This window comes from Lonsdalea quercina subsp. quercina (assembly GCF_000688695.1).
In the GTDB taxonomy this organism is placed as follows: domain Bacteria; phylum Pseudomonadota; class Gammaproteobacteria; order Enterobacterales; family Enterobacteriaceae; genus Lonsdalea; species Lonsdalea quercina_D.
Genome location: NZ_JIBQ01000012.1, coordinates 22,741 through 49,557, shown reverse-complemented (window position 1 = coordinate 49,557; position 26,817 = coordinate 22,741). Strand labels below are relative to the sequence as shown.

General features: G+C 59.4%; 24 protein-coding genes. 11 read left to right on the top strand and 13 right to left on the bottom strand.

Annotated features, from left to right (window positions below):
• From phnG to phnP, 9 genes are all read left to right on the top strand, one after another.
• A complete protein-coding gene (gene phnG, locus SB13_RS12560) occupies window positions 1-444 on the top strand; it encodes a phosphonate C-P lyase system protein PhnG (RefSeq protein ID WP_026740682.1) in 444 nt (147 codons plus the stop codon).
• Between the two features lie 2 nt (window positions 445-446).
• Entirely contained in the window at window positions 447-1,049 is a 603-nt protein-coding gene (gene phnH / locus SB13_RS12555) for a phosphonate C-P lyase system protein PhnH (RefSeq protein ID WP_026740681.1), read from the top strand.
• Entirely contained in the window at window positions 1,049-2,155 is a 1,107-nt protein-coding gene (locus SB13_RS12550) for a carbon-phosphorus lyase complex subunit (RefSeq protein WP_026740680.1), read from the top strand. Before phnH ends, SB13_RS12550 begins: the two co-directional genes overlap by 1 nt.
• Complete coding sequence (locus SB13_RS12545) at window positions 2,145-3,026, top strand: alpha-D-ribose 1-methylphosphonate 5-phosphate C-P-lyase PhnJ (protein WP_026740679.1); 882 nt, start codon at window positions 2,145-2,147, stop codon at window positions 3,024-3,026. The genes SB13_RS12550 and SB13_RS12545 overlap by 11 nt, the downstream gene beginning before the upstream one ends.
• Window positions 3,013-3,807: a phosphonate C-P lyase system protein PhnK gene (phnK, locus tag SB13_RS12540; RefSeq protein WP_026740678.1), complete on the top strand. Its 795-nt coding sequence runs from the start codon at window positions 3,013-3,015 to the stop codon at window positions 3,805-3,807. The genes SB13_RS12545 and phnK overlap by 14 nt, the downstream gene beginning before the upstream one ends.
• A gap of 28 nt (window positions 3,808-3,835) precedes the next feature.
• Complete coding sequence (gene phnL / locus SB13_RS12535) at window positions 3,836-4,555, top strand: phosphonate C-P lyase system protein PhnL (RefSeq protein WP_026740677.1); 720 nt, start codon at window positions 3,836-3,838, stop codon at window positions 4,553-4,555.
• Window positions 4,542-5,678: an alpha-D-ribose 1-methylphosphonate 5-triphosphate diphosphatase gene (gene phnM / locus SB13_RS12530; protein ID WP_026740676.1), complete on the top strand. Its 1,137-nt coding sequence runs from the start codon at window positions 4,542-4,544 to the stop codon at window positions 5,676-5,678. The genes phnL and phnM overlap by 14 nt, the downstream gene beginning before the upstream one ends.
• A 1-nt stretch (window position 5,679) precedes the next feature.
• The gene (gene phnN / locus SB13_RS12525; protein ID WP_026740675.1) at window positions 5,680-6,243 is read left to right on the top strand and encodes a ribose 1,5-bisphosphokinase; all 564 of its coding nucleotides are present in this window, start codon (window positions 5,680-5,682) and stop codon (window positions 6,241-6,243) included.
• On the top strand, window positions 6,233-7,006 hold the full coding sequence (gene phnP, locus SB13_RS12520) for a phosphonate metabolism protein PhnP (RefSeq protein ID WP_051616485.1): 774 nt from the start codon (window positions 6,233-6,235) through the stop codon (window positions 7,004-7,006). Before phnN ends, phnP begins: the two co-directional genes overlap by 11 nt.
• A 38-nt stretch (window positions 7,007-7,044) precedes the next feature.
• On the opposite strand, the gene pmbA is transcribed toward phnP, so the two are convergent.
• Window positions 7,045-8,385 carry a metalloprotease PmbA gene (gene pmbA / locus SB13_RS12515; protein ID WP_026740673.1) on the bottom strand — a complete coding sequence of 447 codons (1,341 nt, stop codon included), beginning with the start codon at window positions 8,383-8,385 and terminating at the stop codon, window positions 7,045-7,047.
• Window positions 8,386-8,576: 191 nt separating this feature from the next.
• Here pmbA and yjgA point away from each other — a divergent pair, with 191 nt between their 5' ends.
• A complete protein-coding gene (gene yjgA, locus SB13_RS12510) occupies window positions 8,577-9,128 on the top strand; it encodes a ribosome biogenesis factor YjgA (protein ID WP_026740672.1) in 552 nt (183 codons plus the stop codon).
• 49 nt (window positions 9,129-9,177) lie between these two features.
• On the opposite strand, the gene SB13_RS12505 is transcribed toward yjgA, so the two are convergent.
• The 4 genes from SB13_RS12505 to aaeX all read right to left on the bottom strand — a co-directional run bounded on the left by SB13_RS12505 (window position 9,178) and on the right by aaeX (window position 13,090).
• Complete coding sequence (locus SB13_RS12505; protein WP_026740671.1) at window positions 9,178-9,810, bottom strand: LysE family translocator; 633 nt, start codon at window positions 9,808-9,810, stop codon at window positions 9,178-9,180.
• Window positions 9,811-9,963: 153 nt separating this feature from the next.
• Complete coding sequence (aaeB, locus tag SB13_RS12500) at window positions 9,964-11,922, bottom strand: p-hydroxybenzoic acid efflux pump subunit AaeB (RefSeq protein WP_036150399.1); 1,959 nt, start codon at window positions 11,920-11,922, stop codon at window positions 9,964-9,966.
• Between the two features lie 9 nt (window positions 11,923-11,931).
• Window positions 11,932-12,879, bottom strand: coding sequence for a p-hydroxybenzoic acid efflux pump subunit AaeA (gene aaeA / locus SB13_RS12495; RefSeq protein ID WP_026740669.1), 948 nt, complete (start codon window positions 12,877-12,879; stop codon window positions 11,932-11,934).
• A gap of 7 nt (window positions 12,880-12,886) precedes the next feature.
• On the bottom strand, window positions 12,887-13,090 hold the full coding sequence (aaeX, locus tag SB13_RS12490) for a p-hydroxybenzoic acid efflux pump operon protein AaeX (protein ID WP_026740668.1): 204 nt from the start codon (window positions 13,088-13,090) through the stop codon (window positions 12,887-12,889).
• 315 nt (window positions 13,091-13,405) lie between these two features.
• On the opposite strand from aaeX, the gene aaeR reads away from it, so the two are divergent.
• A complete protein-coding gene (aaeR, locus tag SB13_RS12485) occupies window positions 13,406-14,344 on the top strand; it encodes an HTH-type transcriptional activator AaeR (protein ID WP_026740667.1) in 939 nt (312 codons plus the stop codon).
• 36 nt (window positions 14,345-14,380) lie between these two features.
• Here aaeR and tldD read toward each other — a convergent pair whose 3' ends face one another.
• From tldD to csrD, 8 genes are all read right to left on the bottom strand, one after another.
• Window positions 14,381-15,826, bottom strand: coding sequence for a metalloprotease TldD (gene tldD, locus SB13_RS12480; protein WP_026740666.1), 1,446 nt, complete (start codon window positions 15,824-15,826; stop codon window positions 14,381-14,383).
• A 46-nt stretch (window positions 15,827-15,872) separates the two neighbouring features.
• Complete coding sequence (gene yhdP, locus SB13_RS12475) at window positions 15,873-19,703, bottom strand: AsmA2 domain-containing protein YhdP (RefSeq protein WP_026740665.1); 3,831 nt, start codon at window positions 19,701-19,703, stop codon at window positions 15,873-15,875.
• A 117-nt stretch (window positions 19,704-19,820) separates the two neighbouring features.
• A complete protein-coding gene (gene rng, locus SB13_RS12470) occupies window positions 19,821-21,290 on the bottom strand; it encodes a ribonuclease G (RefSeq protein ID WP_026740664.1) in 1,470 nt (489 codons plus the stop codon).
• On the bottom strand, window positions 21,280-21,873 hold the full coding sequence (locus tag SB13_RS12465) for a Maf family protein (protein WP_026740663.1): 594 nt from the start codon (window positions 21,871-21,873) through the stop codon (window positions 21,280-21,282). Before SB13_RS12465 ends, rng begins: the two co-directional genes overlap by 11 nt.
• 9 nt (window positions 21,874-21,882) lie before the next feature.
• Entirely contained in the window at window positions 21,883-22,371 is a 489-nt protein-coding gene (mreD, locus tag SB13_RS12460; RefSeq protein ID WP_026740662.1) for a rod shape-determining protein MreD, read from the bottom strand.
• Window positions 22,368-23,372, bottom strand: coding sequence for a rod shape-determining protein MreC (gene mreC, locus SB13_RS12455; RefSeq protein WP_026740661.1), 1,005 nt, complete (start codon window positions 23,370-23,372; stop codon window positions 22,368-22,370). Before mreC ends, mreD begins: the two co-directional genes overlap by 4 nt.
• A 106-nt stretch (window positions 23,373-23,478) precedes the next feature.
• On the bottom strand, window positions 23,479-24,522 hold the full coding sequence (gene mreB, locus SB13_RS12450) for a rod shape-determining protein MreB (protein WP_003855260.1): 1,044 nt from the start codon (window positions 24,520-24,522) through the stop codon (window positions 23,479-23,481).
• Window positions 24,523-24,835: 313 nt separating this feature from the next.
• Complete coding sequence (gene csrD, locus SB13_RS12445; protein WP_026740660.1) at window positions 24,836-26,776, bottom strand: RNase E specificity factor CsrD; 1,941 nt, start codon at window positions 26,774-26,776, stop codon at window positions 24,836-24,838.
• Between the last annotated feature and the right edge of the window lie 41 nt (window positions 26,777-26,817).

Sequence of the window (26,817 nt, the reverse complement as noted above, 5' to 3'; positions counted from 1 at the left end):
GTGACGAAAAAAGAGCAACGCGCTTATTGGATGTCCGTACTGTCACGCAGCCGTGCCGAAGCACTGCTGTCATATTGGCAACCCCTCAATATTGCCGTTGACTATCAGCTGCTGCGGCCGACGGAGATCGGCCTGCTGCAACTGCAAGGCCGCATGGAATCCACAGGACAGCGTTTTATGGTGGGCGACCTAACCGTCACCCGCGCGGCGATCCAAATTAAGGACGGCATTTGCGGCTACAGCTATGTCGTCGGCAGAGACAAACCCCATGCCGAACGCTGTGCCCTTATCGATGCCTTATTGCAAACCCAGTCCGCTTTCAACCCACTGTGGAAGCGTCTGGTTTCCCCTCTAGCCAAGCAACAGCAAGCTGAACATGACCATCAGCGCCGTGAAGTCGCCGCCAGTCGAGTCAACTTCTTCACGTTGGTCAGAGGAGAGTAATCATGAACATGTCGAATGGATTCGCCAATCCGGTATTTGGCACTCAAGCCTGCTTCAGAAAAATCGTCAAAGCCATGAGCGAACCCGGAATGACTGTGACCGTTCCCGGCATTGAAGGACTGGACAATATTTCATCGTCCACCATCGCTGTGTTGTTAACGTTGACCAGTCACAGGACGCCGCTGTTCATCGACCGGAATATCAGTAATCCACTCCTGCTGAGAACGCTGTGTTTACACACCAATGTGCCGATTACCTCCAATGCCGCAGAAGCGTATTTCGTTCTGTTGAACGGAAAAACCAACAAGTTCGATAGTCGACCCATCCAACACGATCTGATGTGTTTCCCGTGCGGCAACGAAATCGAGCCGGAGAAATCCGCCACCATCATTCTGGAAGTGGATGGACTCAACAACGGCAGATTGCTGAAGCTAAGCGGCCCGGGCGTGAATAACGTCAAAATCATCTCCCCGCATCTTCCCAGCGCGATACGGCGCTATCTCTGCGAGCGGCCACATCCTTTCCCGATGGGTCTCGATTTTCTGTTCACCTCCGGCAAAAAGCTGCTCGCTATACCCAGAACCACTCGAGTGGAGGAGTGCTGATGTATGTTGCAGTGAAAGGCGGTGAAAAAGCCATTGAAGCCGCACACCAACTTCAAGCCTGCCGTCGGCGCGGTCAGCCGACTATCCCGGAACTGAGCTGTGAACAGATAGAACAGCAGCTCGGCCTGGCGGTCGACCGCGTCATGACCGAAGGCAATATCTACGATCGCGAACTGGCTGCGCTGTCGATCAAGCAGGCGAGTGGCGATCTCGTCGAAGCGATTTTTCTGCTGCGCGCCTACCGCTCCACCCTGCCTCGCTGGGGGGTGAGCGAACCGCTGGCTACTGCATCCATGCGTCTGGAAAGGCGCATTTCCGCCATCTTCAAAGATCTTCCAGGCGGGCAACTCTTGGGGCCGACTTACGACTATACCCATCGGCTGCTGGACTTCACGCTGTTGGCGGAGGGCGAACCGCCAACCGCCCCGACGGTGCCGGAAACACAGGATGAGGCGCCGGCCGAGGACACGGTTCCTCATGCCTTTCACTTCCTGACACAGCAGGAGCTGGTGCCGCCGGTGGACGAACGCGACGAAGAGCCGGCGGATATCACCATCACCCCGCCGAGCTACCCGTGTCCGCGTTCGGCGCGGCTACAGCAGCTGATCCGCGGCGATGAGGGGTTTTTGCTGTCGCTGGGATACTCCACCCAGCGCGGCTATGGCCGCAATCACCCTTTTGTCGGCGAAATCCGCACAGGCATGGTCACGGTGACGATGTTCATTCAGGAAGTGGATATGACGGTGGAAATCGGCGACATCTTGGTGACGGAGTGCGAAACCGTCAATGGCTTTATCAAACCCACGGAACAGGCCCCGCNCTTCACCCGCGGCTATGGGCTGGCCTTTGGGCGAGCCGAACGCAAAGCGATTACCGTCGCCCTCGCGGACCGTGCGCTGCAGGCCGCCGACTATCACGAAGAAGCCCAGGGCCCGGCTCAGGATGAAGAGTTTGTTCTGTCTCATGTCGACAATGTCGAAGCGGCCGGTTTTGTCTCTCACCTGAAACTTCCCCATTACGTCGATTTTCAATCAGAACTGGAACTCCTCAAGCGTCTTCGACAGGAGTATTCATCCACGCAGGAAGGCCCACATCATGACGACTAACGCTGCTGAAGATGTAGAACAAAGCGCATACAACTATGCCTATCTGGACGAGGACACCAAAGGCATGATCCGTCGCGCCATACTCAAAGCCATCGCCATCCCCGGCCATCAGGTGCCTTTCGCCAGCCGGGAGATGCCCATGCCTTACGGATGGGGAACCGGTGGTATCCAGGTGACCGCCAGCATTATCGGACCGGACGATGTCCTCAAGGTCATCGACCAGGGCGCGGACGATACCACCAACGCCGTCTCTATCCGTCACTTCTTCCGCACCGTCGCGAAAGTGAAAACGGCGGAAAAAACGGCAGAGGCGACCATCGTTCAGACTCGGCACCGAATACCGGAGACGCCGCTGAAGGAAGACCAGATCATCGTCTACCAGGTGCCGATTCCCGAGCCGCTTCGATTTATCGAGCCGAGGGAGACGGAGACCCAAAAAATGCACGCGCTGGAAGAGTACGGCGTCATGCAGGTCAAGTTGTATGAGGACATCGCGCGCTACGGACACATCGCCACCACATACGCTTATCCGGTCAAGGTCAATCAGCGCTACGTGATGGATCCCTCACCCATCCCCAAATTCGACAATCCCAAGATGCACATGATGCCGGCCCTGCAACTGTTCGGCGCCGGACGCGAAAAACGCATTTATGCGGTTCCCCCTTATACCCCGGTCGAAAGCCTCGACTTCGACGATCATCCCTTCACCGTGCAGCAATGGGATGAGCCGTGCGCCATCTGCGGCTCGCGCGACAGCTTTCTGGATGAAGTGGTGATCGACGATGCGGGTAGCCGCATGTTTGTCTGCTCGGATACCGACTATTGCCAGCAGCAACAAGATAGCCAGGAGAAAGCGCATGGGAACACGTAATCCCACCCGTAATGACGACGGGCCGCTGCTGTCCGTCGATTCACTCACCCATCTGTATGCGCCGGGCAAAGGATTCCAGGACGTCTCGTTCCAGCTCTGGCCGGGTGAGGTTCTCGGGATCGTCGGAGAGTCCGGTTCAGGCAAAACCACCTTGCTGAACGCGATTTCCGCCCGTCTGACGCCGCAACAAGGCTCCGTCACCTACCGGGATCGCCAGCAGCGAACATGGCCTATTTATGACATCAGCGAGCGTCAGCGTCGGGCGCTGATACGTACCGAATGGGGCTTGGTCTGGCAGCATCCGCTGCTGGGACTGCGGCCAGCGGTCTCCGCAGGCGGCAACATCGGAGAACGCCTGATGGCCATCGGCGAGCGCCATTACGGACACATCCGCGAGACGGCCGCGCACTGGATGAGCAACGTCGAGCTGCCCGTCGAACGTATGGACGATCTGCCGACCACCTTCTCCGGCGGGATGCAGCAGCGTCTGCAAATCGCCCGTAATCTGGTGNCCTCGCCGCGTCTCATTTTTATGGATGAGCCGACCGGCGGACTGGATGTTTCGGTGCAGGCTCGCCTGCTGGACCTGCTGCGTACGCTGGTGACGGACATGCAGCTGGCCGTCGTCATCGTCACCCACGATCTGGGCGTAGCGCGCCTGCTATCCCATCGGCTGCTGGTCATGAAACAAGGACGGGTCGTCGAACAGGGACTGACCGACCGCGTGCTGGACGATCCTCATCATCCTTATACCCAACTGCTGGTGTCATCCATCCTCTAGCAGAGCCATCACCCAGGAGGCGCCATCAATGGATATTCGCCTACGCATTGAACATGTGAGTAAAACTTTCGTACTGCACAACCAGCAGGGCGCTCGTCTGCCGGTTTTCAAAGCTATCAATCTGGCGGTGAAAAGCGGCGAGTGCATCGCCCTCCACGGCCATTCGGGCAGCGGAAAATCCACGCTGCTGCGTTCGCTCTACGGCAACTATCAGCCGGATAGCGGCCATATCTACGCGCGCCATCAGGACGGCTGGGTGGATATGGTCTCGGCCGACGCCCGCGACATTCTTGACGCGCGCCGCTATACAATCGGCTGGGTCAGCCAGTTTCTGCGGGTTATTCCCCGCATCAGCACGCTGAACGTCGTCATCCAACCCCTGTTGGAACGGGGCATCTCGCGTCAGGAAAGCGAAATCCGCGCCGGTGAGCTGCTAACTCGGCTGAATGTGCCGGAGCGACTGTGGTCGCTGGCGCCAGCCACGTTCTCCGGCGGCGAACAGCAGCGGGTCAATATTGCCCGCGGGCTCATCGCCGACTATCCCATTTTGCTGCTGGATGAGCCGACGGCTTCGCTGGATGCGGTCAATCGCGAAGCCGTCACGCAGGCCATTATCCAGGCCAAAGCGAGAGGCGCGGCCATCGTCGGTATTTTCCATGATGAAGAGGTTCGGGAGCGGGTGTCGGACCGAGTCTATGCCATGCCCGTCACCGCGCCGAAGGAGGAAGGCCCCTATGATCATCAATAATGTACGTATGGTGATGTCGGATGAGATCATCAGCGGATCGCTGTCGGTTCATCAAGGCGTGATTCAACACATCAGCGATGCGCCGAGCCGCCTGCCCGGCGCGCTGGACGGCGGCGACGCCTGGCTGATCCCCGGACTGATTGAGCTGCATACCGACAACCTCGACAAATTCTTCACCCCGCGTCCCGGCGTCAGCTGGCCAAAGGCGTCCGCCATGCGCGCGCACGACGCCGCGATTGTCGCCAGCGGGATCACCACCGTATTGGATGCGATCGCGGTCGGCGATGTTCGGGACGGGGGCCACCGGCTCGACAACCTGCTCAACATGACCGACACGGTGGTCGCGACGCAAAGAGCTGGCCTGAACCGCGCTGAGCATTTGCTGCACCTGCGCTGCGAACTGCCGCATAAGGAGACGCTGCCGCTGTTTGAACAGCTTTGCGATCTGCCGCCGGTCACGCTGGCGTCGTTGATGGATCACTCGCCGGGGCAGCGCCAGTTCGTCTCACGGGAGAAGTATCACGCGTACTACAAAGGCAAATACCACCTGAACGATGAAGCAATGGCGCAGTTCGAAGCGGAACAGATTGAAGGCTCGCAGCGCTGGTCCCAGTCCAATCGCAAAGAGATTGTCACTCTGTGCCGGGCCAAAGGGATCACATTGGCCAGTCACGACGACGCCGCGGAAGAGCACGTCCTGGACGCCTATCGCCACGGCGTGGCTATCGCCGAATTTCCCACGACGGCGATCGCCGCCCGCGCGGCCCATCGGGTCGGTATGCAGGTGCTGATGGGCGCGCCCAACGTGATCTGCGGCGGCTCGCACTCAGGCAACGTCGCCGCGCATCAGCTGGCGGAAGAAGGGCTGCTGGATATTCTCTCTTCGGACTACTATCCCGCCAGCCTGCTGGAAGCCGCCTTTCTGCTAGCCGAGGACGAGCGCAACCCTTACAGCCTGCCTCAGGCTATCGCGTTGGTCAGCCGTCACCCGGCGCAGGCTCTGCATCTGAATGACCGGGGTCTGATCGCCGAGGGAAAGCGCGCCGACCTGGTTCTGGTCCGTCGTCATGGCCCACGGATGACGCTGCAACGGGTGTGGCGGCAAGGCGAGCGGGTATTCTGATATGAGCAGACTGATCTATTTGATAGGCCCCTCGGGCGCAGGAAAAGACAGTCTGCTGGACGCGATACGCGCCAGCTCGCCGAAACGCCTGCTGGTCGCTCACCGCTACATCACGCGGCCTGCCGGTCTGTCCGGTGAGAACCACGTCGCGCTCACGGTCGACGAGTTTAGGCAACGCCGTCGTCACGGTCTCTTTGCTCTGGACTGGCGCGCGCACGATAACCACTACGCCATCGGCATCGAGATCGATCTCTGGCTGGAGCGGGGGCTGGATGTGGTCGTCAATGGCTCGCGGGGTTACCTGAAACAGGCGCAACGGCTTTACGGATCGCAGCTGTTTCCGCTCTGTCTGGCGGTCTCGCCGCCGATCCTGCGTCAACGGCTGCTGACGCGCGGACGCGAAAATGCAGGTCAGATTGAAGCGCGGATGCAGCGGGCGCAGGAGGAGCGGCGCCATGTGCCGTCAGACTGCGCCCTCCTGCTAAACAACGGTCCGCTGCCGGAGACACTGGCGCAATTCTGGCAGTTGCTGTCTCAGACGGAGAAAAAAGAGAATGCCCGGTGAGAAGCGCCACACGTCGATATTTCATTTTCTGGGCACCGGCGGCGCACAGCAGGTGCCCGCGTTCGGCTGTGACTGCACCGTGTGCCGGAGCGCCCGGACGTCACCGCAACGGCGGCGGCGCGCCTGCTGCGCCGCGCTGATCGATCACGGGGAAACGACGCTGATCGACGCGGGCTTGCCCAATCTGGACCGCCGCTTCAGCGCCGGGGAGATTCGCCGCTTTCTGCTCACCCATTACCACATGGACCACGTTCAGGGACTCTTCCCGCTGCGCTGGGGCTGCGGCGAGCCGATCCCCGTGTTCGGCCCGCCCGATCCGGACGGCTGCGACGATCTCTATAAGCATCCCGGCATTCTGCGGTTTCAGCCGCCGCTGAAACCCTTTGAGACGGTCGCGTTTGGCCGCGTGCCAACCACCCCGCTGCCCCTGAATCACTCCAGAATGACCTATGGTTATCTGTTTGAGACGCAGTTTGCTTCGCTGGCCTACCTCACGGATACCGTGGATCTGCCGGAGGATACCGCGCGTTTTCTGGCCGGACGGCCGGTGGACTATCTGGTGCTCGACTGCAGCGAACCGCCGCAGCCCACGCCGCCGAGGAATCACAACGATCTGACGTTGGCGCTGGATATCTTCGACCGGTTAAAGCCGGGGAAAATGTACCTGACGCATATCGGTCATAGGCTGGATCGCTGGCTGCGGACGCATGCGTTGCCAAAGCAAGTGCAGGCGGCGTACGACGGGCTGAGGCTGAAACTGTAGCGGACACGCGACGCACCAAGCGCCGCGCGTCCCGAAGATTACGCCCCGGCGATCTTCATGGCCGGCAGCAGGACCGAACCACACTGGATGTTGCTGCGGGTTTCGATATCGTCGCCAACGGTGACGATATTGCGCAACATATCCTTCAGATTGCCCGCGATGGTGATTTCGCTGACGGGGTACTGGATCTGACCGTTCTCCACCCAGAAACCGGCCGCGCCGCGCGAATAGTCGCCGGTCACGCCGCTCACGCCCTGTCCCATCAGTTCCGTCACCAGCAGGCCGGTTCCCATCTCGCGCAGCATGCCGTCGAAGTCCAGACCGCGTCCGGCGATGCGCCAGTTATGGATGCCGCCCGCGTGTCCGGTGCTCTGCATCCCCAGTTTGCGCGCCGCATAGGACGTCATCAGCCAGGTTTGCAGCACGCCGTCTTTCACGATGTCTCGCTCCTGGGTGCGTACCCCTTCGCTGTCGAACGGCGTGGAGGCCAGCCCTTTTCGCAGATGCGGCAACTCGCGAATCGTCAGCCACTCCGGCAGGATTTGCTGGCCCAATTGGTCCAGCAGGAAGGTCGATTTGCGATAAACGCTGCTGCCGCTAATCGCGCCCACCAGATGGCCAAACAGGCCGGTCGCCACCTCCGCGCTGAACATCACCGGCGCCTGCATCGTAGACAGTTTGCGCGGCGCCAGTCGCGACAGCGTGCGGCGCGCGCACTCCTGACCCACCCACTCCGGCGTTTGAAGATCGTCCAGCGCGCGGCCGATGGTGTAAGCGTAATCGCGCTGCATGTGGCCGCCTTCGCCGGCGATCACGCAGCTGGACATGGAGTGACGGCTGGAACAGTAGCTTTGCAGCATGCCGTGGCTGTTGCCGAAGACCTTGACGCCGTAGTAGCTGTTGAAACTGCCGCCTTCCGTATTGGTGATACGTTCGTCCGCCTGCAGCGCGCTCTGTTCCGCGCGGGCCGCCAGCTCAATGCCGCGCTCCGCATCCAATTCAGCGGGATGAAACAGATCGAGATCCGGCGCATCAAACGCCAGCAGCGCTTCGTCCGCCGGACCGGCAAAAGGGTCAACCGAGGTGTAACGGGCGATATCCAGCGCCGCCTGCACCGTACGGGCAATGGCCTCCGGGCTGAGATCCGTCGAGGACGCGCTGCCTTTGCGCTGCTGATGGTAGACGGTGATGCCTAACGCGCCGTCGCTGTTGAACTCAACGTTTTCCACCTCGCCATAGCGGGTGCTGACGCCGATCCCCGTGGTCTTGGTCACCGCGACTTCCGCCGCGTCCGAACCGGCGCGGGCCAACTCCAGCGCCTGCGCCACTGCCTGTTCCAGCGTTTTTCGCTGCTCTGCAACCTGAGTGATAATTGTCATTGATTCGCCATCATGAGTAAGAAAACATCCTGATAATGTAGGCGGTCACGAGGCGCGTCTGCGCGCGATTCGTGCCTTACCTCTGCGTAATAAAGAGGTAGCGTGATATCCTTGAGTCTAACAGGATCTGCCGACAATTTCGCAGCAAGCCATAACCTGATAGGATCGGCCTCTTTTTGAGGAAACCACGCATGAATAAACACCCCGAAGACTGGCAGGACGACGTCCCGCCTACCAGCCAGGAAGAAGAAGACGACGAAATTATCTGGGTCAGCAAAAGCGAAATCAAACGTGATGCTGAAGCCCTGAAAGATCTTGGGGCGGAACTGGTCGCCCTGGGGAAAAATGCCCTCGAACGTATCCCGCTGGATGAAGAGCTGCTGGCCGCCGTCGAGCTGGCTCAACGCATCAAGAAAGAAGGTCGCCGACGTCAGCTGCAGCTGATCGGCAAGATGCTGCGCGCGCGTGACCCGGAGCCCATTCAGCTGGCACTGGATAAATTGAAGAACCGTCATAACCAACAGGTGGCGCTGTTCCATAAGCTGGAGCAACTGCGTGACCGCCTGCTGGCGGAAGGCGACGATGCTATTAGTGACGTGCTGGCGCTTTATCCTCAGGCCGATCGCCAGCAGCTGCGCTCGTTACTGCGGAACGCCCAGAAAGAAAAAGCCGCGAACAAGCCCCCGAAATCGTCTCGTCAGCTGTATCAATATCTGCGCGAACTGGCCGAAACCGAAGCGTGAAGCCGTGACCGGCAGCTGGCGTGTTCCTCGCCGCCGGTCCGCCTTATCGCTACTTAGCCGATGCCGCCAGCGCGGTGCCCGCGAAAATAAACAGTGAACCGGACGCGCGGTTGAACATCCGCAGACGTTTCGGGTGCGCAAACAGGGAAGACACGCGTTTTCCCATGCAGGCGTAACAGAACATGATACTGCAATCCAGCACCGTCCAGGTCAGCGCCAGCAGCGCGAACTGACCGACGTGCGGCGCGCTGGTGTCGATAAAATTGGGAAATAGCGCGGCGAAGAACAGCAAATCTTTCGGATTGCTGATCCCGACCGTAAAACCGCGTCGGAACAACGTGAATACGCCAGGTTCGTCGACCGGCAGCGCCACATTGTCGTCTTCCGTCACGGGGCCCGTTTTCGCCCGCCACGCCGAAATACCCAGCCAGATAAGATAAGCCGCGCCCACCACCTTCAGCAGCATAAACGCCGTCGTCGACGCCGCGAGGATCGCGCCCAGTCCGAGCGCTGAGCCGGTCATCAGCAGCAACGCCGCGCTGGCTCCGCCCACGATGGTGGCGATCGCGCGTCTTTGTCCATAGCGCAAACCATGAGTCATGCTGATGAGCGCCGACGGGCCGGGTATGGCGATCAACGCCACGATCACGCCGGTGTAAACCAACCAAAGGTGCAAAGTCATGATGCGTCGTTACCTGTACGTCAGCCGCGCGTGTCGCCACGCACGATGCAGTGGAAGAAGTCAAAAAATCGGTTGAAGGAAGATATTACACCGTCCGCCTAAACAGAGATAGCCCGCTGGGCGGCACGGTAAGCAAGCGCATGTACCGCGTCGTTAACCGGTAAAAGCATGCTGATTTCGTCGCAGCAGCGCGATCAGGCGACTCACCGATGCGATGGTTTTTTCCGCCACCCGGTGGTCCAGCAGAGCCTGCTGATACGCATCCATCTCCTCCAGCAGCTGTGTGAAATAGCGGCTGCGCGCCGTATCCTGTTTCGCCTTGATGACCCGACCAGCGGTTGCGCGCAACCGCCGATGATGCGACGCCAGCGTTTCGCTAACCGGGATATCCAGCTGCCGCAGCCCCTGATGCGCGATGATCAGCGACAGCGCCAGCCGATACTTGGCGATATCGCCCGGAAAGCGGTTCAGCAGCAGAAACAGATATTGATACAGCGCGGGCAGATAGTTGTCCTGTCGCCGCTCCTGACGCGTGTTCAATGCCGACACCGCGCCGAAAACGAAGCGGTTCATCAGCGTCCGTCCCGTCCAGGCCAGCGAGTTGTCCCGAATCAGCAGAATGACCAGATAAGCCAGGAAGCAGCCGATGACTTGCCCAATGGCGCTGTCCAGGAACTGTGCGATATCGAAGGTCATCGGGTTATCCAGCACCAGAATATTGATGGTCGTCGCCAGCGACGCCAGCGATCCCAGCCGTCGTTTCTGTACCTCGATACCGATGAAGAACGCCATGAGACCAAGGCTGAGACACAGCAGCAGCTGACTTTGCTGCGTGGCGGGTAGCACCAGCATAAACATGAACGAGCCGAGCGGCAGCGCGAACAGCGTCCCGACCAGAAAGTCCTTGGCCATCATGCGCGGATTAGGCAGGCGCATCGCCAGCGCGGTGACGACGGCGAGCATCACCATGCAGACGCTGCCGGAATTCCATCCCGTCGCCAGCCAGAACAGGCACCCCAATGTGGTGGCCGCCCAGGTACGCACCCCATTGATCATGGCGTGATGCGTTTCGGCCGACGTGGCTTTAACCGCCACATCCGCCGTCAGCGCATCCGCCTCAATACGATTGATACGCCCGTTGTTCAGTACGCCCTGCATCAGCAGATGGTAATGCGTCGCCGTTGCGACCCAGCCGACCAGCGACGGCGGCAGGCTGGCGCCGTTGACGGCCACCAGATAGCGCAGCTGGCGTAAGCGCTGACGTCCCTCTTCCGGCGTCGTCACAGGCTGCTCCAGCATCAGTGACAGCGCGCCATTGATAGGCGCCTGGGTGTCTTGCAGGATCAGGTAGGTTTCGCAGGCTTGGGTGATCATCAGCCAGGATTGGGTCACCATGCTTTTGAGACGCAGGTTGCTGGTCTGCCAACGGGACGACTCCACGCGCAGCTGGCTGCGCATGCCGTTCAGCGACTGGGTGTTACGCACCAGCGCGTGCCAGTTAGCATCCAGCTCCTCTTTCGAGGCGCCGGACACGCAGCGTTGCAACAGCTGGAACTGATCCAACAGCAGCGCTTTCATCGCACGATCGATATCTTGTTTGATGGATCGCGGGGAGAACAGCAGATCCGCCAGGATAGCGCACATGATACCGAGCACGATCTCGCTGCAGCGTTCGACGGCGAACTGCGGCGCCTGGAGCGGCGTGCTCTGCGTCGTCACGACGATAATCAGCGCGGTATAGCCCGCCAGCCCAAAGGCGTAGGAGTTCTCCACCCGCACCAGCGAGGAGATCCACACGCAGGCGCCCGCCCACAGGCAGCTCAACATCAGCATCACGACCGGCGCGCGCGCCGTACTGACAATAATGACCAGCGCCCCGATACAGCCGATAAACGTTCCCAAAATACGCAGCAGCCCACGATAGCGAATGGCGCCCGAAAACGGCTCTCCGCCAGCGGCGAAGGCGGGCCCGGCGGCCACGATCGCGGCGGTCAGCACCGCCCAGCGAGGGGTTTCCAGCTGCATATAGAATCCGAGCATGAGCGAGAGCAGGATCGCGAAACTCAGCTTGAAGGCAAACCGCAGCCGGATGAATCCGGGGAAATTCAACATGGCGGCGCCTTACCCGAACTCGCGCAGCCGGTGCATCAGTTTCAACATCGGCGACATTGATTTCGTATGCTCCGTTTTTTCCCCTGTGACCACGACCGTCGCGGTGGTGCCCGCCGGGTAGAGGTTACCCATCTGCTGGTCCAACCGAATCTTCACCGGCACCCGTTGCGCCAACCGCACCCACTCCAGATTAGAGTCGACCGTCGCCAAACCGCTGCTGTCGGTGGTGATATTGCTGTTAGTCACCGCTGCCGCCACGCTATCCACGGTGCCGTACAAAATTCGGTTGCTGCCGAGCGGCGTGATTTCCACCCGTAAGCCGGGACGAACGCCGCCCAGCTTGGTCTCTTCCATATACGCCCACAGGTAATAAGAATCTTTTTTCACCAGCGCGACCACGGTCGCGCCGCGGGTAATAAATTCACCGACCTGCAGATTCAGGTTGGTCACCCAACCATCCGACGGGGCGCGGACGACGGTGCGATCCAAGTCGAGCTGCGCCAGTTCCAGCGCGGCCTGCGCCTGCGCCAGCTGATGCTGCGTGGTTTCCAGCGTATTGCCGTACTGCTCGATTTCTTCACGCGACAGCGCCTGCGTCCCGAGTTTCAGACGACGGCCCGCTTCCCGTTTTTTCTCCACGACCAGCGATTGATAATATTCGACGTTCGCCCGCGCTTCGGCCAGCGCCTGCTGATAGCGAGGTCTGTCGACTTCGAACAGGATGTCGCCTTTCTTGACCAGTTGGTTATCGTGGACGTTGACGGCCGTCAGCAGTCCGCTGACGTCGGGCGCGATAGCGACAATATCGGCGGTGAATCGCGCGTCGCGGGTCCAGGGGGACTCGGTGTAGAACGCCCATACGCGCACAATCGCCATGATGGCCAATAGGACCAGCACCAGCGTAATCGCGATACGGGCAAATTTTTTCAGATAGATTGTCAGAGCGGATGTATTCACAACGACCTCAAAGACCGAAACGGAACAGCAGATAAAACAGACAGCAGAACAACGCGGTGTTGAACAGCGCGGGATGCCAGACGACATCATAGATCCCCGTCGGCTGCAGCAGACGGAGACAAATATAAAACAGCGCCAGCGATACCAGCAGGACAAAAAATACCGGCGGGAACGACAGGCCGAACAGAACCATGACCGGAAGCGAATTCATCTTTTTCTTATCTCTCACTCTGATGCGCAATACGCCCTGTAAGCAGCATAGCAAATAACCAAAAAAAACCTCCGCCCGCAGCCATTGACTGCAAGCGAGGGGAAGACACAGCAAGACTGATAACAATAATGAAGAACACACGTAACGAATGATCGGTATGATGAAGCGCTTACTTTTTCATTCATTGAGGTAACAAAGGCAGGAATACGGCGAGGAGTACACCGTGCTTCCTGTTTAGACACGCCTCATTATGGATGGTTATTATGACCTTATCTACCCAGTGTGATCTAAATCACTTTTAAGCCAGGCTTAATAATGGAACGATTAAAAAGCATGACCGTCTTCGCCAAAGTGGTGGAGTTCGGTTCGTTCACCTCCGCCGCCCGGCAGTTGAAAATGAGCGTCTCTGCCGTCAGCCAAACGGTGACCAAGCTGGAAAATGCGTTGCAGGTAAAGCTGCTGAACCGCAGTACGCGCAGCCTCGGGCTGACCGAGGCGGGGAAAATCTATTACCACGGCTGCCGTCGCATGTTGGTCGAAGCGCATGAAGTTCACGATCAGCTGTATGCGTTTACCAACACGCCGATCGGCACGCTGCGTATCGGCAGCACCTCGACCATGGCCCAGAACGTCCTGGCGACGATGACGGCGGAAATGCTGAAGGAGTATCCGGGGCTGTCCGTCAATCTGGTCAGCGGCATCCCCGCGCCGGACCTGATCGCCGACGGTCTGGATATTGTGATTCGCGTAGGGTCGCTGCAGGATTCCAGTCTGTTTTCCACCCGTCTGGGTTCGATGCCGATGGTGGTCTGCGCCGCCAAAAGCTATCTGACGCAGAATGGCGCGCCGGAGAAACTGTCCGACATCGACAACTTTTCCTGGTTGGAATACAGCGTGCGGCCCGACAGCGAATTCGAGCTGATCTCGCCGGAAGGATTGACGACGCGTCTGAAGCCGCAGGGGCGTTTCGTCACCAATGATTCCCAGACGCTAATCCGCTGGCTCAAGCACGGCGCAGGCATTTCGCATGTGCCATTGATGTGGGTTTTTGAGGAGATTAAACGCGGTGAAGTGGAGATTCTGTTTTCCCACTACCACTCCGATCCGCGTCCGGTCTATGCGTTATACACGCGCAAGGACCATCTGCCGCTGAAGGTGCAGGTGTGCATTAATTATCTGACGGAGTACTTCAAAAAGGTGGCGCTGACCTATCAAGGATATCGCCAGGAGATGCCTCCGCCGTCGGCGCCCTGACGGCAGGCCGAGACGACGGAGGAGAACGGAGGGTGATTAAGCCGTGCCGCCTACCGTCAGGCTGTCCAGCTTCAACGTCGGCTGACCGACGCCGACCGGCAGGCTCTGGCCTTCTTTACCGCAAACGCCGACGCCCATATCCAGCGAGAGATCGTTGCCCACCATAGAGATCTGCTGCATGGCTTCGATACCGGAACCAATCAGCGTCGCGCCTTTAACCGGCTTGGTGATGCGGCCTTTTTCGATCAGATAGGCTTCCGATGTGGAGAACACGAACTTGCCGGAGGTGATGTCCACCTGACCGCCGCCGAAGTTCGGCGCATACAGACCGTAGTCGACGCTGGCGATGATCTCTTCCGGCGTGGACTTCCCGTCCAGCATGTAAGTATTGGTCATGCGCGGCATAGGCAGATGCGCATAGGACTCACGGCGACCGTTGCCGGTCGGCGCCACGCCCATCAGGCGAGCGTTGAGCTTGTCCTGCATGTAACCTTTCAACACGCCGTTCTCGATCAGCACGTTGTACTGACCCGGTACGCCCTCATCGTCCATCGCCAGCGAGCCACGGCGGCCTTCCATCGTGCCGTCATCTACCACGGTACAGAGTTCAGACGCCACCAGATTGCCCATCTGGCCGCTGAATACGGAAGTACCGCGACGATTAAAGTCGCCTTCCAGACCATGACCGACCGCTTCATGCAGCAGCACGCCCGGCCAGCCCGCGCCCAACACGACAGGCATCGAGCCCGCGGGCGCCGCCACGGCGGAAAGGTTGATTAGCGCCATGCGTACGGCTTCTTTCGCCCAGGCTTCCGCCCGCGCTTCGCCGTCCACCAACTGCCAGAAATAGTCGTAACCGGTACGCGCGCCGCCGCCGCTGGAGCCGCGTTCACGCTTGCCGTCCTGCTCCACCAGCACGCTGACGGACAGACGCACCAGCGGACGAACATCCGCCGCCAGCGTGCCATCGGTTGCCGCCACCAGCACCAGCTCATACACCCCGGTCAGGCTGGCGCTGACTTCCTGCACGCGGGCGTCTTCCGCACGCGCGGTCGCATCCACGCGCTGCAGCAGAGCGATTTTTTCTTCCCGCGTTAGGCTATCTAGCGGGTTCTGGCTCGGATACAACGCGCGATGCGCCGACTCGCCCAGCGCATGCACACGTCCGTCGCCCTGTTCTCTCACAATGCTACGGGCTGCCTGAGCACTCTGTTGCAGCGCGTTCAACGTAATTTGGTCGGCGTAGGCGAAACCCGTTTTTTCGCCGCTGACGGCCCGGATCCCCACGCCCTGATCGATATGGTAGGACCCGTCTTTGATGATGCGATCTTCCAATACCCAGGACTCGTGGTAGCTGGATTGGAAATAGAGATCGGCATAGTCCAGACGACGCGCATTCAGCGTCTCCAGAATGGCGTTTAAATCGTTTAGGCTCAGCTTGTTGGCTGTGAGTAATTGCTCACTGACTAACGTCAGACTCATAGGATGTCACTCTTAATGTCAAGGTAATCAGATAAACATGCCGCCCTTACTGGCCGGATGTCGCCGCGCGGGCTTTCTGCTTTTCGCGCAGAACTTCCTGAATCTTCGGTTGATCCACACTACCGGAAATATGGTAACGAATCAGGGAAAATTTATTCCACAGCGGCGCCAGCACTTTGCTGGCGGCGAATACCGCCGCGCCGACGACGGGATTGACCACAAAGGCCGCCGCCACCCCGACCGTACCGGACAGCTCCGGCGCGATCGTGGCTTCCATGTTGATCTGCCGCTTCACCAGATCGACATCGCCGCTCATCGCGATGTCCGCCTCCAGCCCATCGACCAGCAGATTATCGGTATGCAGCACGCCGGACTTAATCCAGGCGGAGCTGCGGATGCTGTCGAAATAGAAGCCTTTGTTAAAGGTATCGCTGAAGTCGAACTGCAATTTGCGCAGCAGCGCATCGAAGCTGATGAGACGCAGCAGTTGCCCGGCCGACCCGCTGCTCGCGCTGGTGATTTCCCCTTTGCCGAGATGGGTCTGCAGGATACCGCTGAGCGNGGGCACGTCCGGAGACCACGGCTCGCCATGCCAGTAAAGGTCATAATCGATGTTGAATGACTCACCCCGCAGCGGCGTGGCAATACCCAACCATTCGGCGCTCTCCGTCAGGCTATCGCCGGACAGCACGCCTTTCAGCGAGGTGCGGCTTCCACCCTCGGCCTGCTGCCAGCTGCCGTCGATCGTCAAACGCGCCTTGCCGTCATCCACCAGTCCGTTGCGGATCGAGATTTTGTTTCTCTCGGGCACTAACAGAGCCTGAATCCGGCCCAGATTTTGTCCCATCGCCCAACATTCGGTGCAGTTCACCTGCAGCGTAGGCCACCCGGCAAAAGTCTCGTTGGTGATGGTAAACGGCGCGGAAGCGTTGCCCGACGTCTTGGAAGCCGCGCTCCCGGACCATTGCGGATTGTAGTAAAGATAGCGCACGTCACTCCGCCACACGCCGGTACGTGGGATTTCCAGGCGTCCGTCGATCTCGCGGCCGCGCGCCGTCACCGCGGTGCCGCCCGCGGTGGGATACGCGCTCAGCGCCAGATCGCGCCACCGCTGGCCCGCCAGCGTCAACTGCGGCGTCGTCACGGTGACGCGCGCCGGGAGCGAGAATCCGCCGCCCCCCGCCCCTTGCGCGGCAGACTTCGCGCCGGACAACAGCCCCAGCCAGCGTTCGCCATCAAGCGCGGGAAGATGCAGCGTGATGCCGTCCTCGCCGGTTAGCGCCGGCNCCTTTTTACCGCCGTCCTGCCAGACCGCCTGTGCCAGCGCGNCCGACTGTTTCTTCAGCAGCCAGCGGCTGTTAAACCGCTGACTTTTCGCCAGCACGCCCTGTACTGTAAAGCCGCGCAGGTCGCCTTTAGCGCTCAGCTGGACCGGGAGCGCTTTGCCTGCGGCCTTGTCGAGCGGAGAAGGTAAGTGACTGCTTACTTCTTTCAGATCGGCCTGGGCGCTCACATCGTAGGTTGCGCCGCCCTTATGCGGCAGCGTCACGCCCACCTGTGTTTTCCAGGTGGCGTTGCCGCCCAGCGCGCTCACAACATCGGCAGGTAAGCTCGGCAGCCGCGCCGGCTGTACGCTCCCCTGCAGATCCACATTGACCTGAAACGCGTTTTCCTGCTCTTCCGTGCTGAAACTGGCGGTCAGCGGCTGGCCGAACACGCTGGCCTGCAACGGTTCGCTCTTCAAATTGCCGTTGTCATAACTAAAGCGACCGGTGAGCTGGCGCAGCGTGACGCCCAGCGGTTTGATGAACAGGCTATTGTCATTCATCGTGACCTCGCCGCTCGCCCGAACCTGCTTACCGTTCAGCGGGATGGACAAGTGCAGCGTGCTAGCCACGTTACCGCCGATTTGCAATTGTTGCAGCGCGGTTCCCAGCGTGGATTTCAGCGGCGTCTGCATGAAGTAATCACTCACATCTTTACCACTGCCGCTCAGGTCGCCGTTAATCAGCAGCAGCTCCTGCTGATAGTTGGGGATCGCGGCATCAATGTTGCGACCTTTAACGTTGCCGAGCCGCGCCTGCGGCGCATTCATCCACAGCCCGTTATTCAGGAAGTTAAGGGTGATATTTTCACTGTCCAGCGCCGGCCAGCCGGGCTGAAAGCCGAATTTGGCGTTTTTCAGCGGCACCCACACCTGAAACTGTCCGTCATGGTGCGTAAAGGGAAAGTGTGACGGATTGCCGGAAAAAATCAGAGTGCCGTTGTCTACCGAGCCCCCCTGCACCGCCTGACTGAGGTAATTGACCAGACTTTTTCCCATAAAATGTTCGGGATAGTAGCGCCATGCCTCCGCCCCATCGCTTAAACGCAGCCCGGCGAGAATATTCAACTGCGGCTCGCCCTGCGCGGGATGATGGTAGTCAAAATCGCCGTTGGCCCAGAGCGATTTGGCCTGGACGTCCAACCCTTTCGACCACAGCGACCACCCTTGGTCGTCGCTCCGCCAATGCAGGTTCCCTTCCACCTTCGCCATTTCCAGCGGCGCTCGGAACATGCCCGGATAAGGCAGCGTGCTCTGTTTCAGTTGAAGATGCACCTGACCGCTTCCCACGCTGCCGCTCACCGTACCGGAGAAATGGTCAACGCCCGGCAGCATCTGCCAGGGCTGCCAGCTGACATCTTGCCAACCCACCTGAAAGCGGCTGTCCTGCGGCGTCGCCAGCGGAATATCCAGCGCCAGCGAGGTCAACTGACCTTTCGGCTGCAGCGCCTGCCAGCGCGTTTTCAACTCCGGCATGGCGGAAGAGAGCAACGGCAAAAGCGGCGTGAAACGCTCCAGCGCCAAAATGCCGCTGCGGACACGCAGTTCGCCCTGTAGCGCCTCGCCGTCGACCGGCTTATCCGCAGGAAGCCACAGCGCGGAGATAGCTGCCTGCGGCCAGGCCTGCCCGTCCGTCGCCACCTTCAACGTCGGGATGGTGAGCTGCCAACCGTTATCCTGTCGGCTGGCCTGCAGCATCATGTTGTCGACGCTGATGCGATGGGTCTCTTTACCGTCGCGCCAGCCCGCCGTCCCCTTGTTCAGCAGAACATCGCCCCCGGCGATCTCGCCGTTACGCACATGCAGCCAGGTCGCCAAACTGAAGTCCGCGTTCTCCAGACCGGTATTGTTACGCAACCAGCGGCTCAGCCAAGGCTTCATGTCGATGTCGTCGGCTTGCAGATAAAGGGTGCCGTCATTCAGCCATCCCTGATCGTCCTGCAAATCCATGCGCATTTGCACCACGCCGTGCTGGCCGTTAAAACTCGACAGGCTGATTTGCCCCTCGGCGCGGTGGCGGTTGTGGCCATTCAGCCAGGTGAGTTGGGGGATAAAAAGCTCGGCGCGTGGGCCGGAGGGCGTCAAAAAAGTGATATGGCTGTCGCGCAAATCGAAATGATCGAGCTGACGTAGAAACAGGTCGGTGACTTGGTTCGCCTGCCAGCCGCTATCGTTATTTTTTTGGGAAAAATCGAGGGGTTGTTTGATGTCCAACTGCATCTGGTAGAAGGTCAGATCGCGGAACTGCCAGCGCAGATGAAGCAACGATTGCCACACATCCAGCGCCAGCGTGACCCGTTTGGACTGCCAGTCAGCGTCCGGATGCTGAATGCGAATATGGTTGATTTCCAGCGTGGGGCCAAACGGCTCCCAGCTGCCGTGAAGACCCGCGACCTCGATGGGGATCCCGGAGACAGACTGCGCCCAGGCCACGAGCCGTGGCCTGAAGTCGTCCAGATGCGGCATGGCAAGCCGCAGTCCACTGACCGCCAGCGCAACCAGTACAATAAGGGTGGCTCCCGTAGCAAGCAAGATTCCGGGCAGTCGCCTCACGCATGTCTCCTTGTTGTTCGTCACCGGCAGCATGGCGGGCAGAGACGCCTTCTCCGCATCACGCCGACNCTGCATTTTCTGCTATCGCTGGCCGCCGGCATCCACACGCCGTCTGTATTACATCATCACCACGTCGAACTGCTCCTGACTGTACAGGGGTTCGATCTGGACTTTGACCTGTTTCTCGACGAAGACTTCCACCTCGGCCAGAGCATGGGACTCTTCGCCTTTCAGCGCTTCGCCGACGCGCGGCGAGGCATAAACCAAGAAGCGGTCGGAATCGTAAGCATGGTGTACGCGCACAATTTCACGCAGGATTTCGTAGCAAACGGTCTCAACCGTTTTCACCGTCCCGCGGCCGTGACAGGTGGGACAGCCGCTGCACAAGACGTGTTCGATACTCTCACGGGTACGCTTACGCGTCATCTCCACTAATCCTAGTTGAGAGAAGCCGCTAATACTGGTTTTTACCCGATCTTTACTGAGCGCCTGCTCCAGCGAATGCAGCACTCGGCGACGGTGGTCTTCGTTGCTCATATCGATGAAGTCGATGATGATGATGCCGCCCAAATTACGCAGTCGCAGCTGGCGGGCTATCGCCTGCGTCGCTTCGATGTTGGTATTGAAGATGGTTTCATCCAGATTGCGATGCCCGACGAAGGCGCCGGTATTGATATCAATCGTCGTCATCGCCTCGGTCTGATCGATGATCAGATATCCGCCCGACTTTAGTTCGACCTTGCGGTCCAGCGCGCGTTGAATTTCGTTCTCGACATCGTACAAATCGAAGATCGGCTGTTTACCCGCGTGCAGCTCCAGCTTGCTGGCCATCTCGGGGATGTATTCGGAGGTGAACTCCACCAGAGAGTCGAAGGTCAACTTGGAGTCGACGCGAATACGATCCAGCGCCGCGCCGGCGAAATCCCGCAGAATACGCTGCGCCAACGCCAGCTCGCCATACAGCTGGCAACGGGTTTTGTTGCGTTTTTTGCGCTCTATCACCTTGCCCCACAGGCGTTTCAGGAAAGCGGCGTCTTCCGTCAGCTCCTGCTCGCCCACGCCTTCGGCGGCGGTGCGAATAATGAATCCGCCCTGTTCGTCGCAGTAGGCGGAAACAATATGTTTGAGGCGCTCACGTTCGGTTTCGCTTTCGATACGCTGGGAGACGCCGACATGCGAGGCGCCCGGCATGAAGACCAGATAGCGCGAAGGCAGCGTGATGTCCGTCGTCAGACGCGCGCCTTTGGTGCCCAAGGGATCTTTGACCACCTGCACCATGAGATCCTGCCCCTGGCGCACCAGCTCCGCAATGTCCCGGACGTGGAAGTTTTTCTGTTCGTCGCCCGCCACGCATTCGGTGTGCGGCATGATGTCGGAGGCGTGCAAAAAAGCCGCCTTATCCAGACCGATATCGACAAACGCCGCCTGCATGCCAGGCAGCACGCGGCTGACCCGCCCTTTATAGATGTTGCCGACGATGCCGCGCTTGGCTTCGCGCTCGATGTGAATTTCCTGCATCGTGCCGTTGTCAATGTAAGCGACGCGCGTTTCTGAAGGCGTAATATTTACCAGTAACTCAGCGGTCATGGGTTCCTCTTGCTGTACGCAGTTCGGCAAATCGGCTGAACAAGTCAAGGGTTTCCACCAGCGGCAGTCCCACAACAGCGTGGTAACTTCCCGCAATGGATTTTACGAAGCACCCGCCTTTGCCCTGGATACCATAGGCGCCGGCTTTATCCATGGGTTCACCGCTGGCAATGTAGCTAACGATATCCTGTTCTGAGAGACGCCGAAAAACCACTTCGGTGACCACACGTTGACTTAGTGTTTTTTCTTTATCGGCCAGTGCGATGGCCGTCATCACCTGATGCCGACGGCCGGACAGCGCCCGCAGCATCTCGGCGGCGTGCGCCTCGTCGCGTGGTTTTTCCAGCACATCGCCTTCCAGGACCACGATGGTGTCCGCGCCGAGCACAGGGAGATCCTGCGGCGCGACCGCAACACCCGCCGCCGCTTTATCCTGCGCCAGGCGACTTACGTAGTGTTCCGGCGTTTCGTCAGGCCGTCTCTGCTCTTCCACTTCAGCCGTCAGCGTCACAAACGGGATCTCCAGCATTTCCAGAAGGGTTTTACGCCGGGGAGACGATGACGCCAAATACAGTGCTGTCATGCACGACCTCTATTGTACGGTGAACTGACGGCGGATTTTCCGCATCAGTAAAAACAGCCACGGCCACAGCGCGCCATCAACCACGCAGTTCCATAACACTTCCGGGCGGAACGCCACGTCATGAACCAGGAACTCGGCCCAAAAGATCAAAAGATCCAGCAGCAGCGACAACAGCATCACGATTAATGCCTGCTGCCACAGCGCCATATTGCGGAAGAGCTGAAAGCGAAATGCCACCAGATAGGCCACGATGCTCAGCCCCAACGCGCGTACGCCCAGCGTCGCTCCGAGAATCAGATCGGTGATGATCCCAAGGATGAAGCCGGTTCCGACATTCACTCGGTGGGGCAGCGCCATCACCCAGTAAATCAGGAGCAGCGTCAGCCAGGAGGGGCGGAACATATAGATGTCATCCGGCCACGGCATAATCTGCAACACCAGCGCTATCAGGAACGACAGCCAGATGATCCAGTTGCCGTTACGACGATAACGATTCATTGCTCGCCTCCCGGCGCCCGACCGCCCGCAGGGGCGCTATCCGTCGGAGGAGCCGCGTTCGCCGGGGGCGCCGGCGGTCCCATCGAGTCAGGAGACGGCAATACGTGCGGCATCATCTGCATCAGGCGTTCGTTCGCTACCCGTTGCACTTCCTGCGGAGAAATAGCGGCGTGGGCGTCGTTATCCCCTCCCCACAATAGGAGAAGATAGCGCAAACGCTGCAGTCCCGCCGTGGGATGCGCCTGAATGACAGTATAGGCACGCTGAGTGTCCACTTTCACCGAAGAGATGACGCCCACGGGATAGCCTTCGGGGAAGCGTCCCCCCAGACCCGAAGTGACCAGCACATCTCCGACGCGGATATCGGTATTGTTCGGCAAGTGCTCCAGCTGCAAATCTTCCGTGCAACCGTTGCCCGCGGCAATCACGCGGATGTCGTTACGCAGCACCTGGATCGGCAGCGCGTGAGAGGCATCGCAAATCAACAACACGCGGCTGGTCAGTTGTCCGACGGCGATCACCTGTCCGACCACGCCTTTATCGCTGATGACCGGCTGGCCTTCATACACGCCGTTGACGGCACCTTTGTCGATCACAACCTGATCGCTGTAAGGGTCGATACCAGCGGAAAGGACCTGCGTCACCATCTTGTGTTCATCCTGCCGCAGCGGGGAGCCCAGCAGTTCGCGCAGCCGCGCGTTCTCCTGCTTAAGCTGCCCTTGCAGCAACAGGTCGCTGTTCTTCAACAACAGTTCCTGACGCAGCGCCGTGTTCTCGCGCTCCAGCTGCTCCCGAGAGGTCAGCTTGGCCGAGACGTTGTCCAACGCCGCGCGCGGACCGTTCGCCAGAAAGTAGAACGGGCTGACGGCGGTATCCATGTAGGTGCGGATTTTGACAAACGTACCGAGCCGGCTGTCAGCAATAATGATGACAATCGCGGTGATGACGGTTAGAAAAAGTCGCAGTTGCAGGGAGGGGCCCCTGCTAAAAATCGGCTTCATAAAATGGCGTATTCCTCGACAATGAAAAAGGGGGCCACCAGACGGGATGAACTCAACAAACCTTCATCCATACGGTTTCCCCCTTCTTTATTTCTGGCAGGCCGGATTATTCTTCGCTGAACAAATCGCCGCCATGCATGTCGATCATTTCCAACGCTTTACCACCGCCACGCGCAACGCAGGTCAGCGGATCTTCCGCGACAACCACAGGAATGCCAGTCTCTTCCATTAACAGACGGTCCAGGTTGCGCAGCAGCGCACCACCGCCGGTCAGCACCATGCCGCGTTCGGAGATGTCGGACGCCAGCTCTGGCGGGCACTGTTCCAGTGCGACCATGACCGCACTGACGATGCCGGTCAGCGGCTCCTGCAGGGCTTCCAGAATTTCGTTGGAGTTCAGCGTGAAGCCACGCGGTACCCCTTCAGCCAGGTTACGACCGCGCACTTCAATTTCACGGACTTCGTCGCCCGGGTAGGCGGAGCCGATTTCGTGCTTGATGCGTTCCGCCGTCGCTTCGCCGATCAGCGAGCCGTAGTTGCGGCGAACGTAATTGATAATCGCTTCGTCGAAGCGGTCGCCGCCAATGCGGACCGACGAGGAGTAGACCACGCCATTCAGGGAGATCACCGCGACTTCCGTCGTACCGCCGCCGATATCCACCACCATGGAGCCGGTCGCTTCAGACACGGGCAGTCCCGCGCCGATAGCCGCTGCCATGGGTTCTTCAATCAGAAACACTTCGCGTGCGCCTGCGCCCTGTGCGGATTCACGGATCGCGCGGCGTTCAACCTGAGTCGCGCCGACCGGAACACAGACCAACACGCGCGGGCTGGGGCGCATGAAGCTGTTGCTATGCACCTGTTTGATAAAGTGCTGCAGCATTTTCTCAGTCACGAAGAAATCGGCAATCACCCCATCCTTCATCGGACGGATAGCCGCGATATTGCCCGGCGTACGACCCAACATCTGTTTGGCGTCATGGCCTACTGCGGCAACACTTTTCGGAGAACCCGCGCGGTCCTGGCGAATCGCCACCACGGAAGGTTCGTTCAGTACAATGCCCTGTCCTTTTACATAAATCAGGGTATTGGCGGTACCCAGGTCGATGGACAAGTCGTTGGAAAACATGCCACGAAATTTCTTAAACATAACTAAAGGATAATCCTGCAAGCTGGGGGCGGAAATAAATAAAATCCGCCTACTTTACCAACCACACGCAGCAGCGACAAGGCGCGAACAGGCTCTGCTACGGTGAAAAAGACGTATGCCGCACAAATTTGGGTTAGGCACGAAACTCATGGAGGGGGATCCCCTCAGGCGGCATCTAGACTGGCCGCGCACAATCCCGAAAATTTGCGCCGACAACGGACATAAAATCTAACATTTTCGCGGTGATATCAGCAGTCACGACATGCTCTCCACGGCGCGCTCATTCTACGCTAAATCGGGCCGGACATTCACATTAAACATGGAACTGCTGTGAATATTTTTTCAGCGTATTCCCGACGGGCGTCGAGTTGGCAAACAACGCGCCTTGCCCGCCACGCACGCCCTTATCCAATAACGTCAGCCACTCTTCGCGGGTACGCACGCTGACGGCGCAAACGCGCGTCTTGGTACCAACGCAGGCGGCGGTCAGACTCTGGATAAATAGCTGGTTCTCCGGATGCTGATCGACGTCGCGCACCAGCCCCGGATGCAGTTTAATGACCTCAACCGGCAGTGACTTGATATAGGCGCTGCTCACCAGCGTCAGACCTGCCTGCGCCACCACCAACCGACAGCCCAGCCCGGTCAGCTCGGCAATCACCGGACGAAGACGTCCGAGGTACTGACACACGTCGGCCTCCGCCAGTTCCAGCAGCAGACGACAGCGCTGTTCCTGAGCACTCTGTTGCAGCGTTTCGCATAGCCATCTCAGGAATGAAGGCTGAAGCAGGGAATCCACGGTGATGGGGATCGCCAGCGTGACGTCGGCATCACCCGCTATCAGCGCGAGCGTGCGGGTCACCAGCAACCGTTCGTAGCTGGCGGTGAGACCAAGCTGGCGCACCAGCGGCATATATTCCGCCTCCAGTAACTCCTGCGTGCCGTCGTCGATGCGGCTGTTTAGCTCGTAATGATGCACCCAGCCCTCACAGGTGATTGCCGGTTTTTGGTAGAGACGCGGGCCGCCGCGGGACAGCGTGTCTTCCAGCAAGGTGCGCCACTTCACGCTCCCTCGTCCTTTTTCCGGCACGCGACGGTCAAAAACGCACCAGCCGCTGCCGCCTTGCAATACGGCATGACGGGTGGCGTCTTCCACATTCTCAATCACCTGATCCACCCGCTGACCGCTGCGGTAGGCGCAGATGCCGATATGCAAAATATCGTCTTTATCGATGCAAGACGGCGCTGGCAGGCGCGCAGCGTCCCGCACCATCTGCGCCGCGACGCCGTCCGCCTCCTTCAACGTGCGATGCGGCAGCAGCACCGCGAGATCGCTGTGGTGATAGCGGGCCACCAGCGCGGACGGATAACGGCTAATGAACAAAGAGAGCTGGTTAATCAGGGCCGCGCAGTATTCCGCCAGCGAGCTGTCATAACCGTGAGTTCCCTGCAGGGTATCGAAGTCCGGCAGTCGGACCATCATCACCACGCCGTGTGTGCCGACAGACTCCGGATCTTCCAACTGTGTCGCCAGTTGGTTATCGAAGAAAAACCGGTTATTCAAACCAGTTTCCGCGTCCTGTGCGACAAAGGCGCGGATCAGCGTATCCACTCGACCTTTGGCTTCCCGCGCTTCCATCAGGTCGCCCAAAAGCTTGTCGAGCGCGCCGCTGGCGCTGACCGGCCATTCACGACCAGAGCCAGGCGGCACCACTTCGCTGTCGCCGTAGAGAATACGCTCCGCGCGCGCTTCAAGCCGCTCCTGTCCGGCCATCTGCCGGCGCAGCCAGCGCACGGCATAAAAGATAGCGATCGACATCACCAGCATCACCACCATGACGGACAGAAATGAAAACAGATAACGGGGGGAGCCCATCAGCGGATCGACGTAGATAATTTTCAGCGAAATATTGGGATGCTGCATGAGCGACATCTGCGCCCGGCGATACATGATCGTCCGGTCGTCGGGCTTATCTTCCGGCAGGCTGATGACATCGCTGCTGTCCTGCCCCTGCTGGATCTCCAGCTCGACGATCCCGAGGCTCCTCATCACCGGCGGCAGCCACGCTACGATCTCGCTGGGCGAGTTCACCAGCAGAGCCTGATCGACGCTGGTCGCCACCGCTTTAAGTTGGTGCTCCATGCGTTTCTGGCTGTAGTAAATAAAGCTGGAAATACTGCTGACGAACATTAGCGCAATCGCCAACAGGGTCAGCGTCGTCATCAGCATTGAAAGTTTGGTGGTCAATCTCATCCTTGGGTCTTTTACTCCTAAGCCTTATAACCGAATAAATG

Coding starts and splice junctions, on each gene's coding strand:
- phnH (WP_026740681.1), top strand. CDS start 447: ATGAACATGTCGAATGGATTCGCCAATCCGGTATTTGGCACTCAAGCC.
- SB13_RS12545 (WP_026740679.1), top strand. CDS start 2,145: ATGACGACTAACGCTGCTGAAGATGTAGAACAAAGCGCATACAACTAT.
- phnL (WP_026740677.1), top strand. CDS start 3,836: ATGGATATTCGCCTACGCATTGAACATGTGAGTAAAACTTTCGTACTG.
- phnM (WP_026740676.1), top strand. CDS start 4,542: ATGATCATCAATAATGTACGTATGGTGATGTCGGATGAGATCATCAGC.
- phnN (WP_026740675.1), top strand. CDS start 5,680: ATGAGCAGACTGATCTATTTGATAGGCCCCTCGGGCGCAGGAAAAGAC.
- phnP (WP_051616485.1), top strand. CDS start 6,233: ATGCCCGGTGAGAAGCGCCACACGTCGATATTTCATTTTCTGGGCACC.
- pmbA (WP_026740673.1), bottom strand. CDS start 8,385: ATGACAATTATCACTCAGGTTGCAGAGCAGCGAAAAACGCTGGAACAG.
- yjgA (WP_026740672.1), top strand. CDS start 8,577: ATGAATAAACACCCCGAAGACTGGCAGGACGACGTCCCGCCTACCAGC.
- SB13_RS12505 (WP_026740671.1), bottom strand. CDS start 9,810: ATGACTTTGCACCTTTGGTTGGTTTACACCGGCGTGATCGTGGCGTTG.
- aaeB (WP_036150399.1), bottom strand. CDS start 11,922: ATGTTGAATTTCCCCGGATTCATCCGGCTGCGGTTTGCCTTCAAGCTG.
- aaeX (WP_026740668.1), bottom strand. CDS start 13,090: ATGAATTCGCTTCCGGTCATGGTTCTGTTCGGCCTGTCGTTCCCGCCG.
- aaeR (WP_026740667.1), top strand. CDS start 13,406: ATGGAACGATTAAAAAGCATGACCGTCTTCGCCAAAGTGGTGGAGTTC.
- tldD (WP_026740666.1), bottom strand. CDS start 15,826: ATGAGTCTGACGTTAGTCAGTGAGCAATTACTCACAGCCAACAAGCTG.
- rng (WP_026740664.1), bottom strand. CDS start 21,290: ATGACCGCTGAGTTACTGGTAAATATTACGCCTTCAGAAACGCGCGTC.
- SB13_RS12465 (WP_026740663.1), bottom strand. CDS start 21,873: ATGACAGCACTGTATTTGGCGTCATCGTCTCCCCGGCGTAAAACCCTT.
- mreD (WP_026740662.1), bottom strand. CDS start 22,371: ATGAATCGTTATCGTCGTAACGGCAACTGGATCATCTGGCTGTCGTTC.
- mreC (WP_026740661.1), bottom strand. CDS start 23,372: ATGAAGCCGATTTTTAGCAGGGGCCCCTCCCTGCAACTGCGACTTTTT.
- mreB (WP_003855260.1), bottom strand. CDS start 24,522: ATGTTTAAGAAATTTCGTGGCATGTTTTCCAACGACTTGTCCATCGAC.
- csrD (WP_026740660.1), bottom strand. CDS start 26,776: ATGAGATTGACCACCAAACTTTCAATGCTGATGACGACGCTGACCCTG.